General features: G+C 68.4%; 11 protein-coding genes. 5 read left to right on the top strand and 6 right to left on the bottom strand.

Annotated elements, in window-relative coordinates:
- The first annotated feature begins 144 nt into the window (after window positions 1-144).
- The 3 genes from AC3WRM_RS18165 to AC3WRM_RS18155 all read left to right on the top strand — a co-directional run bounded on the left by AC3WRM_RS18165 (window position 145) and on the right by AC3WRM_RS18155 (window position 2,332).
- Complete coding sequence (locus AC3WRM_RS18165; RefSeq protein ID WP_492249959.1) at window positions 145-555, top strand: ADP-ribosylglycohydrolase family protein; 411 nt, start codon at window positions 145-147, stop codon at window positions 553-555.
- 59 nt (window positions 556-614) lie between these two features.
- Complete coding sequence (locus tag AC3WRM_RS18160) at window positions 615-1,043, top strand: very short patch repair endonuclease (protein ID WP_492249958.1); 429 nt, start codon at window positions 615-617, stop codon at window positions 1,041-1,043.
- A gap of 68 nt (window positions 1,044-1,111) precedes the next feature.
- Window positions 1,112-2,332, top strand: coding sequence for a hypothetical protein (locus AC3WRM_RS18155; RefSeq protein WP_492249957.1), 1,221 nt, complete (start codon window positions 1,112-1,114; stop codon window positions 2,330-2,332).
- Here the strand turns inward: AC3WRM_RS18155 and AC3WRM_RS18150 are convergent.
- The 3 genes from AC3WRM_RS18150 to nrdR form a co-directional block, all read right to left on the bottom strand.
- Window positions 2,329-3,624 carry a DNA cytosine methyltransferase gene (locus tag AC3WRM_RS18150; RefSeq protein WP_492249956.1) on the bottom strand — a complete coding sequence of 432 codons (1,296 nt, stop codon included), beginning with the start codon at window positions 3,622-3,624 and terminating at the stop codon, window positions 2,329-2,331. The genes AC3WRM_RS18155 and AC3WRM_RS18150 overlap by 4 nt on opposite strands.
- A 367-nt stretch (window positions 3,625-3,991) precedes the next feature.
- Entirely contained in the window at window positions 3,992-6,916 is a 2,925-nt protein-coding gene (locus tag AC3WRM_RS18145; protein WP_492249955.1) for a vitamin B12-dependent ribonucleotide reductase, read from the bottom strand.
- 112 nt (window positions 6,917-7,028) lie between these two features.
- On the bottom strand, window positions 7,029-7,550 hold the full coding sequence (gene nrdR / locus AC3WRM_RS18140; protein ID WP_492249954.1) for a transcriptional regulator NrdR: 522 nt from the start codon (window positions 7,548-7,550) through the stop codon (window positions 7,029-7,031).
- A gap of 373 nt (window positions 7,551-7,923) precedes the next feature.
- Here nrdR and AC3WRM_RS18135 point away from each other — a divergent pair, with 373 nt between their 5' ends.
- Window positions 7,924-8,334 (top strand): VOC family protein, encoded by a 411-nt coding sequence (locus AC3WRM_RS18135; protein ID WP_492249953.1) that lies wholly within the window; start codon window positions 7,924-7,926, stop codon window positions 8,332-8,334.
- A gap of 9 nt (window positions 8,335-8,343) precedes the next feature.
- Here AC3WRM_RS18135 and AC3WRM_RS18130 read toward each other — a convergent pair whose 3' ends face one another.
- Window positions 8,344-9,063, bottom strand: coding sequence for a type 1 glutamine amidotransferase (locus tag AC3WRM_RS18130; protein WP_492249952.1), 720 nt, complete (start codon window positions 9,061-9,063; stop codon window positions 8,344-8,346).
- 39 nt (window positions 9,064-9,102) lie between these two features.
- Window positions 9,103-9,459, bottom strand: a complete 357-nt coding sequence (locus AC3WRM_RS18125) for a LysM peptidoglycan-binding domain-containing protein (RefSeq protein ID WP_492249951.1) — start codon at window positions 9,457-9,459, stop codon at window positions 9,103-9,105.
- A 393-nt stretch (window positions 9,460-9,852) separates the two neighbouring features.
- Here AC3WRM_RS18125 and lexA point away from each other — a divergent pair, with 393 nt between their 5' ends.
- Entirely contained in the window at window positions 9,853-10,653 is an 801-nt protein-coding gene (gene lexA, locus AC3WRM_RS18120) for a transcriptional repressor LexA (protein ID WP_492249950.1), read from the top strand.
- Between the two features lie 75 nt (window positions 10,654-10,728).
- Here lexA and AC3WRM_RS18115 read toward each other — a convergent pair whose 3' ends face one another.
- Entirely contained in the window at window positions 10,729-12,660 is a 1,932-nt protein-coding gene (locus tag AC3WRM_RS18115; RefSeq protein ID WP_492249949.1) for an ATP-dependent DNA helicase, read from the bottom strand.
- Window positions 12,661-13,060: the final 400 nt, after the last annotated feature.

Genomic DNA, 13,060 nt, shown 5'->3' with positions numbered 1-13,060 from the left:
ACACTCAACGCCGACACACCTCACTCGGCGGACAACCCCCGATCAGCCGACTGCAACCAACGTGTTGACCGATTACAACTAGGCGACGTCGGACGTCCGTCCCACCGCGTGCAGCGATGACGGCGTCACACCACAGGAGGCGACATGGATCAGGTACAGCGCGACCGGGCCGCAGGCGTCCTGCTGGGGCAGGCGTGCGGCGATGCGCTGGGGGTACCCCACGAGTTCGGACCGTCGCTGGCCGACGACGTCGTCCTGAAGATGTCTGGTGGCGGCCCCTTCGGGTTCGCCCCGGGTGAGTACAGCGACGACACCGCCATGGCGGTCTGCACCGCCCAGGTCGCCGCCACCGGCGCCGACCTGACCTCTGAGCGCGCACTCACCGACGTGGCCGCCCGCTTCCTGCGCTGGGGCCAGGACGCCAAGGACATCGGCGACCAGACGCGCGCCGTGTTCGCCCGCACCGCGCAGCCAGCGCAGATGCCGACCGCGGCATCAGGCGAGGACGATCACTTTTCGAGACAGATCCCCGGAAGGTCCGCCAGGTTAGCTTGATCGAGCCACCGCTTCTCCGGTCACGACGATGATGACCATGCCCTAGAGATGATTCTCGCGTGGCCGACGAACCGCACCGAATCAGTCCATCTCTCGACCTCTCGCGGAAGATGTCGACGCTCGCACGGAGGGACACTGCTCCAGAAATCGCGCTCCGCAGGGCGCTGCATGCTCGCGGACTCCGCTATCGCGTCCAGATCCACGTCCCCGGCAACCGTCGACGCCGCATCGACATCGCCTTCACTCGAGTGAGGATTGCCGTGATGGTCGACGGCTGCTTCTGGCACGGATGCCCGGACCACGGGACGCAACCTGTGGCGAACAGGGAGTGGTGGGACTGGAAGATCACGCGCAACACCGAGCGAGATCGTGATACTGACCGTCTGCTGGCCGAGCACGGCTGGGCCGTCGTCCGGGTCTGGGAGCACGAGGATCCCGAGGAGGCGGCAGGTCGGGTCGAAGATGTCGTTCGGAAGCGCCGGCTCTGACCCACTGCGCCACGACGTGCGCGAGCCGCAGTACTAGGGTGGCGAGATAGAGATGGGAGGGACGAGCGATGGCGGAGATGGTCGACCAGCTCCTCGCGGACGGGTCACGCGTCGAGGACGTCGACGTCCGACTGAGCGAGCGCCAGAAGACTTCACTGCTGACGGCTCACCTCCCGGGCGCCTACGAAACAGAACTAGCGGGCGTACGAGTCGTTAGGTACGGCGACCACGTCATCCTGAAGAAGCAGGTCACCCACCTAGGCAGGCCTTGGCCGGCCTTCAAGAAGCGGATCCAGATCCCCAAGGCGTGGCTGGTCGCCGAGCGTGCCGCCCGGGAGCAGGGACTGGTGCCGCACTTCCTCGGGATCTACCGCTACCAGGACGTGACAATCTTCGTCGACTTCGATCCCGAGACCTACGTCCTCCGCAAGGCGAACAACTCAGCTGCGCACGTCTCGACGAACGATCTCTTCCAGGCACAGACGACCGGGCAGTTCGCGCGGACCGACCACAACGGCAACCGGCTTACCAGCGTTCGCGCCGACGCACTCGAGAAGTATCTCCAGCACGGGGTGACGTTCACACGGCCGCGCCTCGACGTGTTCGGCGCGTTCAACGAGACACTGCTCGACGGCCGGAACATCCAGTCCCTTGATGCAGTGAAGGAGATGCACGACGCGACCTGGCCCGACCGCTTCCAAGGTGAGTGGCCTGGTTTCTACCTGGAGTACCGGCTGGACAAGTTCGTCCGTGAGAGGGGACTCACCGGCCTGGTGGCGTTCCAGAAGGCGAAGGGTCAGGAGATGTACGACTACGACCTGCGGTTCGACGACGGCCCGTCGACCTCCTTCTACGGCGACCTCAAGGCCTCGGACATCGTCAAGCACGATGCCCCGGGGAACGATGCAGTCCAGATCAGGAAGTGCGTGGAGGAGTTCGGTCGGTTCTGGTACGTCATCTACGAGCACGAGACCCAGAAGGCGAAGGACCATGGCGACGTCGCCACGATCGAATGGAACGAGTGGAAGCGCTCGGTCGGATACGCCAACGCGAAGGGCTTCGACCCTCTCTCCTACGCGTCGAGGTTCAAGGCTTCGGTGCGCTTCGTGAAGATGCTCGTGCTCGAGGTCAACAGAGCGAACTTCCACGTCGCACTCGCAGACTTCGCGCAGGGCAGGCAGCCCGATGGCGCTGCCAGAGCCCTCAAGGTGATCATCAAGAAGAAGAACATCGACAACTTCGTGATCTTTTCCGAGCGGCTGCCGACGTCTCCAGGCGAACTTCCCTAACGGGCGCCGTCCGCGGCCTCCACCACGCGACGCCACCGCGGGCCGCTCCTGGCCATCTGGGCCAGGGCAACGTGCTTGACGACGCCGACATTCACGCCGTTGCCGAGCTGCTTGTAGGTGGCGGCATCGGGCTGACCCGGAAACTCGAAGGTGTCAGGAAGGCCCTGTAGTCGTGCGGCTTCTCGTGGGGTGATGCGGCGGAGCGGGTTGCCGAGGATGGACGTCTGCGTGATCGCGACGAGGGCCGGCACGTACGTGGGCTTCTTGACGCGGATCCCGGACGGCCGGAAGTGCATGATGCAGTCCTCGAGCCGTTCAGCGTCCTGCGCCTGCCACTCGAGCTTGCGGCGGGAGGCAGGAAACCCCTCGAGCTCGTCGAAGTCGAGCAGCCACTGGTCGACCAGGGCCTCGTGCTCCGTGTAGAAATCCGAGTTCTTCCGAAGGAACCCTGCCTTCCACTTCGGCGTCTCCTCAGGGATAACGAGCGAGTCGCGGTGGATGAAGGCGTCAACCCAGATGGGGAACCCCGGCAGCCTCGCAACGCCGGCGGCACGAAACCTTCGCACGAACTCCGCCCAGGCCTCGATCCAACGCTGCTCGTTGGCCGTCAGGTCGTAGTTCGCCCGGTCCGCGATCTCGCCCTCGTCCTGCAGCACTGAGCGGAGATCCCATGACTGAGGGTTCCAGTCACCGACGGGACGGTTGGTGACGACTGGTTCGATCTCGTCCCAGGCAGCGTACGCCCCGACGTAGGTACCCACGATGAAGACGCGCTCGCGGATCTGCGGCGCCCCGTCCATCCACGGGGGCAGGAGATGTGGCGAGAACACGGCTGGTCGAGAACTTACCTGGTACCCGAGGTCGCGCAACGACCGGATGATCACCTCCCACTCGTGGGCGTGCCGCGGTCCCGCGATGTTGCGGACGTTCTCCAGGAGAACGATGGAGGGTCGGTGCTCCTCGAGGATCCGCAGGATGTTCCAGAACAACGTGCCCCGCGCCTCGTCCATCCCGCGCTGCAACCCCGACTTGCTAAAGGGCTGGCACGGGAACCCCGCAGCGAGGACGTCATGCGGGGGCACCTTAACGACGGGGTCGGTCTCGGGGACGATGTCGCCGGCAACCTCCATGTCCCAGTTGTGCTGGTAGATCTTCGCGGCGGCTTCGTCGATCTCCGAGGCGTAGACGCACTCGCCACCTAGCGAGGAAAGTGCCGCATGGAAGCCGCCGATGCCGGCGAAGAGGTCGATGAACGTGAAGGCGGGCTCCGTTGCTGCCGTGTTCGAGCTCATGTTCGACATCCTAGGTTCGTGTACCGACAGTGGTCGGAGGCTCGCCGACCGCGTCGGCACGCCGCGGTGTGCTGGCCCGAGACCCGCGCACCGCGACGCGCAGCGCCTACTTCTTGCGCTCGACGACGGTCGTACGCGGGTTGCGCGCAGCCGTCGCCTTAGTAACGTACCGACCGGTGATGGCGCTACGCGCCCGACCGCCACTGCTCTTTGCCTTGGGCATGGTTCTCTCCTTTCTCTACTCGGGGGTGGTTTCCGAGCAGAGACCGAAGACGTGCCATGATGCTGTTTCCTCGCTAGAGAGAGCACGCGGCTTCGGCCTCTGCTCGTCGGGCCCGGTGTTAGCGCACCGGGCCCGACGCATTTGTCAGCTGCAGCCGCTGGTGCTGCCGCAGCCCTCGCAGACGTGGCAGGAGCCGGCGGGACGCATCTTCGTGCCGCAGGTCATGCACAGGGGCGAGTCGACGGCGGAGCCGGTGATGACCTCGAGGAGCTCGGCCGACGTGTGCGCCGTCTTCGGGGCGGGCTTGGCCGTGTCGGCCTGGGCCTGCGCCGCGGTGACGTCGGCGGGGACCTCGGTGGTGGCGGCCTCGGCGGTCGCCGCCTCCTTCAGGGTCTCCGGCTGAGTCTCGACCAGCTCCGCAGCCGTCGAGCCCTTGCTGATCGGCTGGTGGCTGCCCGTGTCGAGGTAGCGCTGGCGCTCCTCGGCCGAGTGGATGCCGAGCGCCGACCGCGTGTCGAAGTCGAGGTAGTCCAGCGCCAGACGACGGAAGACGTAGTCCATGATCGACTGCGCCATGCGGACGTCGGAGTCGTCCGTGAGGCCCGCCGGCTCGAACTTCAGGTTCGTGAACTTCTGCACGAACGTCTCCAGCGGCACGCCATACTGCAGGCCGATCGAGACCGCGATCGAGAAGGCGTCCATCACACCGGCCAGGGTCGAGCCCTGCTTGCCCAGCTTCAGGAACAGCTCGCCGAGCTCGCCGTTCTCGTGCGCACCCGACGTCATGTAGCCCTCAGCGCCACCGACGCTGAACGACGTGGTGATCGACTGACGCGACTTCGGCAGACGGCGACGGATCGGCTTCTCGACAACGACCGTCTTGACCTCGGGGGTCGTCTCGGAGGTCGCGGCGGCCGACGTCTTGTCGTCCTGGCTCTTCTGCGAGGACAGCGGCTGGCCGACCTTGCAGTTGTCGCGGTAGACGGCGAGCGCCTTCAGGCCGAGCTTCCAGCCCTGGAAGTAGACGTCGGCGATCTCCTCGACCGTGGACGTCTCCGGCATGTTGACCGTCTTGGAGATCGCGCCGGACAGGAACGGCTGGGCCGCCGCCATCATCCGCACGTGGCCCATCGGCTTGATCGCGCGGTCGCCCACGGCGCAGTCGAAGACCTCGTAGTGCTCGGTCTTCAGGCCGGGAGCGTCGACGACGTGACCCTTCTCGGCGATGTACTCCATGATCGCCTCGATGGTCTCGCCCGTGTAGCCGAGCTTCTTCAGCGCGACCGGGACCGTCTGGTTGACGACCTGCATCGAGCCGCCACCGACGAGCTTCTTGAACTTGACCAGCGAGAAGTCGGGCTCGATGCCCGTCGTGTCGCAGTCCATCATGAAGCCGATGGTGCCGGTCGGGGCGAGCACGGACGCCTGGGCGTTGCGCCAGCCGTTCTTCTCGCCGATCTTGAGGTTGTCGGCCCACTGCTTCGTGGCCTCGCGCTGCACGGCGATGTCCATCGAGTGCAGGGTGCGGATGTCGTCGTTCGCGGCCAGGTGCTTGCGCATGACCCGCGTGTGGGGGGCGGCGTTCTGCTGGTAGCCGTCGTACGCGCCGACCACGCCCGCCAGCTCGGCCGAGCGACGGTAGGACACACCGGTCATCAGCGACGTGATCGACGCGGCGAGTGCACGGCCGCCGTCGGAGTCGTACGCCAGGCCCGAGGCCATGAGCATCGCGCCGAGGTTGGCGTAGCCGATGCCGAGCTGACGGTAGGCCTTCGTGGTCTCGCCGATCGCCTCGGTCGGGAAGTCGGCGAAGCAGATCGAGATGTCCATCGCGGTGATGATCAGCTCGACGCTCTTCACGAACCGCTCGACGTCGAACGTCGTGCCGTCCTCGGAGAGGAACTTGAGCAGGTTCAGGCTGGCCAGGTTGCAGCTGGAGTTGTCGAGGTGCATGTACTCGGAGCACGGGTTGGACGCGGTGATGCGGCCCGTCTCCGGCGTGGTGTGCCAGTCGTTGATCGTCGAGTCGTACTGGATGCCCGGGTCGGCGCAGGCCCACGCGGCCTTCGCGACCTTGCCCCACAGCTCCTTCGCGTCGATCTCCTCGATCACCTCGCCACTGGTGCGCGCACGCAGACCGTAGGAGGTGCCCTCCTCGACGGCGCGCATGAAGGCGTCGTCGACGCGGATCGAGTTGTTGGCGTTCTGGTACTGGACGCTGGTGATGTCCTCACCGCCGAGGTCCATGTCGAAGCCCGCGTCGCGGAGCACGCGGATCTTCTCCTCCTCGCGCTCCTTCGTCTCGACGAACTCGACGATGTCCGGGTGGTCGACGTCGAGCACGACCATCTTGGCCGCACGACGCGTCGCGCCGCCGGACTTGATGGTGCCCGCGGACGCGTCGGCGCCGCGCATGAACGAGACCGGACCGGAGGCGGTGCCGCCGGAGGAGCGGAGCAGCTCCTTCGAGGAGCGGATGCGCGACAGGTTGAGGCCGGCGCCCGACCCACCCTTGAAGATCAGACCCTCCTCGCGGTACCAGTTGAGGATCGAGTCCATCGAGTCGTCGACGGCGAGGATGAAGCAGGCGCTGACCTGCTGCGGGCTCGACGTGCCGACGTTGAACCAGACGGGGCTGTTGAAGCTGAACACCTGGTGCAGGAGCATGTGGGTCAGCTCGTGCTCGAACACCTCGGCGTCGGCGTCGGTGGCGAAGTAGCCGTGCTCCTTGCCGGCCTTCGTGTAAGTGAGCACGACGCGGTCGAGCAGCTGGCGCAGGCTCTGCTCGCGCTCACTCGACCCCACCGCGCCACGGAAGTACTTGGTGGTGACGATGGTGGAGGCGTTCACGCTCCAGAAGTCCGGGAACTCCACGCCACGCTGCTCGAAGACGGTCTCCCCCGTCTTCCAGTTGGTCTGCACGACGTCGCGACGCTCCCAGGTCACGGCGTCGTAGGGGTGGACACCCTCGGTGGTGTACACGCGCTCGATGGTCAGACCCTTGCCCTTCCGTGCACGCGCGCGCCCGGACTGTGCCCGGCTCGTCGATCCGTCGACCGTCTCCGTCATGAGATTGCTCCTGTGGTCTCGCTGAGGGTGTGTGAAGGGTGTGCCGCGTGGGCCCGATGCTCAGGCCGTGCTGCTGTGGTGCGTGCGCTCGCCCCCGAGGGCGAGCAGCAGATCAGGGGTGGTGCGTCGTGCTGTCGTGCTGGGCTGGTCCGTCGCGGTGGGCGGTGTGCTCGGCGAGCTCGCCGTCGGCGGCCCGAGCCATGAGCTCGGCGATCTCGGCGGCGAAGTCGTCGACGGAGTCGAACGCCTTGTACACGCTCGCGAACCGCAGGTAGGCGACCTCGTCGAGACACTTGAGCGGCTCGAGGATGGCCAGCCCCACCTCGTCCGCGGCGATCTCGGCCGCCCCGCTCTCGCGCAGCGCGTCCTCGACCTGCTGGCCGAGGCGTGCGAGGTCGTCGTCGGAGACGGGGCGACCCTTGCACGCCTTGCGGACGCCCGCGACGGCCTTCTCGCGGTTGAACGGCTCGGTCGCGCCGGAGCGCTTGAGCACGGTGAGCTGCATCTGCTCGATCGTCGTGAACCGCTTCTGGCAGTTCCCGCACACGCGGCGTCGCCGGATGGCGCCGCCGTCGTCGGCCACGCGCGAGTCGAGCACGCGCGTGTCGCCGTCCTTGCAGAAGGGGCAGTTCATCGTGCTCTCCTCTCCGTGGTCTGATCTGTCCGGACGACCTGGGTCGTCGTGCCGTCCGCCTGGGGACGGAGCTGGGGATTCCTGGTGGATTCCCCGCGATTCCTGTGGGTAACTGGTCGTTCTCTGTGGGACTAGATGTGGAGAACTACATCGGTGTAATCACTAGATGTAGTGGCTACGGTACGCCTCGGCACCAGGTCGTGCAAGCCAGTCAACCGATCTGGTCCGACAAATCTGCAGGCCTCGCGTTTGCGCAGGTCAGCGCCCTGCGCGGCGGCACCGGGCGCGTCCGGGAGGGCGTGTCGCGGCATCCTCCACGACCGGATCCGTGCATTCTGTTCCATCTCGGAACAGGAGCGAGCAGGATGGCGTCATGACGATCCGCCTGAACCCGTACCTCAACTTCCGCGACCAGTCGCGCGCGGCACTGGAGCTCTACCACTCCGTCCTCGGAGGCGAGCTGACCATCGCCACCTTCGGCGACTACGGCATGAGCGACGATCCCGCTCGCGCCGACCTGGTCATGCACGGACACCTCGTGTCCGACGCGGGCCTGGACATCATGGCCTCCGACACGCCCCCGGGAGGCGACGACCCCGTGGTGGGCACCGCGATCAACATCGCGCTCACCGGCGACGACGAGCGCCTGCGCGACTACTTCGACGGGCTCAGCGAGGGCGCGGAGGTCGTCGTGCCGCTGGGCCCCGCTCCGTGGGGCGACGAGTTCGGCCTGCTGAACGACCGGTTCGGTGTGGCCTGGCTGTTCAACGTCGCGTCGTCCTGACCGGGACGCCTACGCCGTCGTCCGCACGCGCAGGTACGCGAGGGCGGCGTCGACGAGGTCGTGCGCGGCCTGGCGACTGCGGACGGCGTTGGCGAGTGCCTGCCGCTTGAGCTCGGCCGGCGACGAGCCCTCGGCGCGCACGAGCGCGGCGTCCTCGTCGACCCACCGGGCGAACGTCGAGGTGGTGACCTCGGGGTGGAACTGCCAGGCGATGACCCGCCCGCCGTACGCGTCGTCGACGAAGCACTGCGGCCCGAACCAGGAGTGGCCGAGCACGGTCGAGGTCGGCGGCGGCGTCAGCACGTCCTGGTGGAACTGAGCCCACGGGCCCTCCGGGCAGAGCACCTCGTCGATCGTGTCGATGCGCTTCCAGCCTGCCTCGGCGCCGTCACCGCGGTAGGAGGTGCCGCCGAGGGCGCGCGCGGCGAGCTGGGCGCCGTAGCAGATCGCCATGACCGGGGTGTGCGTGCCGACCGCGACACGCACCATCTCAGACTCCCGCTCGACGACCGGCTCCCACCGCGGGTCGTGCGCGGAGCGCTCCGAGCCGAGCAGGAGGAGCAGGTCGACGCCGTCGGCGTCCCAGTGCGGCGGAAGGTCGTCGCGGTCGAGCCACTCGACGCTGGCGCCGAGCTCCTCGAGTCGCTCCAGCACGTGACCACCGTCGCGGTCGGTGACGTCGGCGACCACGTGGACGACCAGGGGGTGCGCGTCAGGTGCGGAAGCCATGCCCCCATGGTGCCCGACGCGCGGTGCCGGGCGATCGCCTCACTGGTAGACGGGGACCGCCAGGTCGGAACCGAGCTGCAGGTCGCCGGCGCTGGGCAGCGAGTTCATCCGCATGATGTCGTCGACCGTGTCGCGCACGTCGCCCTCGGGGTTCGCCTCGGCGGCGATCTGCCAGAGCGTCTGGCCCTCCTGCACGGTGACGACACGCGTCGCGGGCACGACGCCCGCCTCGTCGGTCGCGACCGTGGAGGAGCCGAGCACGACGGCACCGACAGCCAGGGCCGCGATGACCGCCAGCACCAGCACCAGACGACCGCGACGGGTCAGCCGGACGGGTGCGACAGCGGGGCGACGCAGGGTGCGACGGTCGTACGTGGTGATCGAGATGGTGCTCATGGGGGCCTCCGGGGAAGGAAGAGGATCGTGCGAGGTCTGGTGTGTCGATCGAACGCCTGCCGATGTCATTCGAACGTCGGTCCTCCGCAGGCGGTTGCTCCACGAATCCGGCGAACAGATGTTCGATCGAACACGTGTACGACTGTAGGGGAAGGCGCCGACAAAAGCAGCCCCCTGTCGAACACGATGTCGATCTCCGGCCTGTCATCCCTGGAATTGCAGGGAGAAGTGATCCGAAGAAATGTTCGATGGTGACGCGAGACACGCGCCGTGGACCCGGCGAGCACGCCATCGAGCCTCCTCCAGCGCCCCCTGGGAGGCGCGTGTTCGAACGGCGACACGCTCTCGAACATGTGTTTGTAAACGTCCTCGCGGAGGTCTAGCGTGGTCCCCATGAGCGACGACACCCCAGCCGACGACCCAGCCGCTGACACCGTGGACCCGTCCAGCGAGCCTCCCCGCCGCGGTCGCCCCAAGGGTTCACGCAACTCCGTGCGCGAGCTCCCCGACGGTCCGGTCGACGAGATGACCGGCCTCACCGGACGCCAGCAGAAGATCCTCCACTTCATGCGCGACCAGATCGAGCAGCGCGGTTACCCGCCGAGCATGCGTGAGATCGGCGGCGCCGTCGGGCTGGCCAGCACCTCGTCCGTGGCGCACCAGCTGCGGGTGCTCGAGCGCCTCGGGTACGTCAAGCGCGACCCGAACCGGCCCCGTGCCATCGAGATCTTCCTGCCCGAGGTCGTCAAGGCCCGCCGGACGCTCAGCTCGGCCGACGACTCCGTCGTCGACGAGACGGGCTTCGGCGACCAGCGGCCCGAGGCGACCTACGTGCCCATGGTGGGTCGGATCGCCGCCGGCGGCCCGATCCTCGCCGAGGAGCAGGTGGAGGAGATCTTCCCGCTCCCCCGCACGCTCGTCGGCGACGGCACGCTGTTCCTGCTCGAGGTCCGAGGCGACTCGATGGTCGACGCCGCGATCTGCGACGGCGACTACGTGGTCGTCCGCCAGCAGCCGGTCGCCGAGAACGGGGAGATCGTCGCCGCCATGCTGGACGGCGAGGCGACCGTCAAGACGTTCCAGCGCAAGGACGGCCAGGTCTGGCTGCTCCCGCACAACGAGGACTACTCCCCCATCGACGGCACCCACGCCACGATCCTCGGCAAGGTCACGACCGTCCTGCGTCGCCTCTGAGTCCTCACCCGCCGCTCGTCGCACGGACGCAGGCCCCGCCCCACGAGGGGTGGGGCCTGCGTGCGTGTGGGGCGCTCACCCGTCGAGCCGCCTCAGCGCACCGAGCACGGCGTCACGGTCGGTCGTGCGCCACAGCGGCGGCAACGATGCGGCCAGGAAGCTGCCGTACCGCGCGGTGACGATGCGCGGGTCGAGGATCGCGACCACGCCGCGGTCGTCGGTGCGGCGGATCAGCCGGCCCGCGCCCTGTGCGAGGAGCAGGGCGGCGTGGGCTGCGGCCACGCTCATGAACCCGTTGCCACCCCGCTTCTCCACCAGACGCTGCCGCGCGCTCATCAGCGGGTCGTCGGGCCGCGGGAACGGCACGCGGTCGATGACCACCAGTCGACAGGTGTCGCCCGGGAGGTCGATGCCCTGCCAGAGCGACAGCGTGCCGAACAGGCTCGTCTCCTCCTCCGCGGCGAACCGGCGCGTCAGCTCCGACAGGTGCGCGTCGCCCTGGCAGAGGATCTCCCGGCCGGGCAGCCGCCTGCGTACACCGTCCGCCGCTGCCTCGGCAGCTCGACGCGACGAGAACAGGCCCAACGTGCGGCCACCAGCAGCCTCGAGGAGCGCGGCGATCTCGTCGAGCTGGGCGTCCGTGATGCCGTCGCGACCCGGCGGCGGCAGGTGCCGCGCGACGTAGAGGATGCCCTGGCGCCGGTAGTCGAACGGCGAGCCGACGTCGAGACCGGTCCAGCGGTCGGCGTCCTCGCGCCACAGGCCCACCGAGGCCGCCACCGGCTCGAAGCCGCCACCGACGGTCAGCGTGGCACTGGTGAGGACGACGGTCTTCTCCTCGAACAGCTTGTCGCGCAGGCTCCCCGAGACGTCGATGGGCGCCACGTGGAGGACCGGACCGCGGGTGTCGGACATCCACAGCACCTCGGTCTCGCGCAGCGACGCCATCCGGTCCGCGACGAGCCGGATCTCCTCCAGCCCGGCCTTCGCCTGCTGCCGTGCGGCGTCGCCCTCGACCTCCGCCTTCTCGCGCGGGAACGCGGACAGGGACGCGCGGGCGGCGTCGCGCACCCGTGACAGGGCCTCGTGCAGCTCGTCGACGACGTGGTCGATGCGGCCCGGCTGGACGCCGGTGAGAGCCGCCGCGAGGGCGTCGCCGGCGTCGCTGAGGTCGTCGGTCTCGCCGTCGGTGTAGGGCCGACCGCGCCGCGCGGCTCGTTCGACGATGGCGGGGTCGAGGTCGGCGGTGGCGGCCTGCGTGACCCGCGCGGCGAGCTCGTGCGCCTCGTCGACGACGACGGCGTCGTACTCGGGCAGCATGGGCACGCCGTCGATCGCGTCGATCGCGAGGAGAGCGTGGTTGGTGACCACGACGTCGGCGGTCGACGCGGCCTCCCGGGCGAGCTCGACGAAGCACTCGGCGGCGTGGGGGCACCGCGTGGCACCGAGGCACTCGCGGTGGGTGACGCTCACCTGTCGCCAGGCGCGGTCGGTGTGCGACGGCGCGGACTCCCGGTCGCCGTGCGACCCGTCGCCACTCCCCCGCTGGGTGGCGAGCTCCTCCGCCCACTCCCGCAGCTCGAGCACCTCGGCACCGAGGGTGCCCTCGGGCACGTCGACGAGGGTGCCCTGGTCGTCGGGCACGCCCTCGCGCACCCGGTGCAGGCACGCGTAGTTCGAGCGTCCCTTGACGACGGCGTAGCTCGGTGTCGTGCCGAGCACCTCGTGTGCACCCTTGACCAGGGCGGGCAGGTCGCGCTGGACGAGCTGGTGCTGCAGCCCCAGCGTGGCCGTGGACACCACGACGCGCTTGCGGTGGAGCAGCGACGGCACGAGGTACCCGAGCGACTTGCCGGTGCCGGTGCCGGCCTGCACGAGCAGGTGCCGCCCGGACTCCAGCGACTCCGCGACCGCCTCGGCCATCGCCACCTGGCCGGGCCTCTCGGTGCCGCCGACCGCCCCGACCGCCGCGTGCAGGACGTCGCGGACGCTGGGGCTCTCAGGCATGCCAGCGAGCCTAGACGGACCCCTCCGCGCCGTCGGTCGGGTGTCCACAGCAGGTCGTCGACCCACCCCCCAGCGACAGCCGAGGACCTGACTACTCGACCAGCGAAGGTTCCGCTGGTCGAGTAGTCAGGACGGTGAGCGCCAGCGAGCGCGTGCTGACGTATCGAGACCACCCGGCAACGGATCAGCGCGGACCGACCCCCAGCGAAAGCCTGGAATGGTCTCGATACACCTCCCCTCGCTGGCGCTCGTGGAGGCACTCGACCAGCGGACGGTTCCGCAGGTCGAGTAGCGGCCACGCGCGACGAAGGAGCGTCGTGGCTGCGTATCGAGACGGTGAAGATGGTTCCGGGTCGCTGCCGGCGTTCTGACTTGTATCGAGACTGACGCCCGGCTGGGT

Source organism: Aeromicrobium sp. EU05-FHT14F07 (genome assembly GCF_058790455.1).
Note: the sequence above shows the minus strand (reverse complement) of the source record. Positions and strands in the feature narration are given on the sequence as shown.

Bases quoted from the DNA above. Each gene is read 5' to 3' on its own strand.
- AC3WRM_RS18125 (WP_492249951.1), bottom strand. From the start codon at position 9,459: ATGAGCACCATCTCGATCACCACGTACGACCGTCGCACCCTGCGTCGC.
- lexA (WP_492249950.1), top strand. From the start codon at position 9,853: ATGAGCGACGACACCCCAGCCGACGACCCAGCCGCTGACACCGTGGAC.
- AC3WRM_RS18150 (WP_492249956.1), bottom strand. From the start codon at position 3,624: ATGAGCTCGAACACGGCAGCAACGGAGCCCGCCTTCACGTTCATCGAC.
- AC3WRM_RS18155 (WP_492249957.1), top strand. From the start codon at position 1,112: ATGGCGGAGATGGTCGACCAGCTCCTCGCGGACGGGTCACGCGTCGAG.
- AC3WRM_RS18130 (WP_492249952.1), bottom strand. From the start codon at position 9,063: ATGGCTTCCGCACCTGACGCGCACCCCCTGGTCGTCCACGTGGTCGCC.
- AC3WRM_RS18165 (WP_492249959.1), top strand. From the start codon at position 145: ATGGATCAGGTACAGCGCGACCGGGCCGCAGGCGTCCTGCTGGGGCAG.
- AC3WRM_RS18135 (WP_492249953.1), top strand. From the start codon at position 7,924: ATGACGATCCGCCTGAACCCGTACCTCAACTTCCGCGACCAGTCGCGC.
- nrdR (WP_492249954.1), bottom strand. From the start codon at position 7,550: ATGAACTGCCCCTTCTGCAAGGACGGCGACACGCGCGTGCTCGACTCG.
- AC3WRM_RS18115 (WP_492249949.1), bottom strand. From the start codon at position 12,660: ATGCCTGAGAGCCCCAGCGTCCGCGACGTCCTGCACGCGGCGGTCGGG.
- AC3WRM_RS18145 (WP_492249955.1), bottom strand. From the start codon at position 6,916: ATGACGGAGACGGTCGACGGATCGACGAGCCGGGCACAGTCCGGGCGC.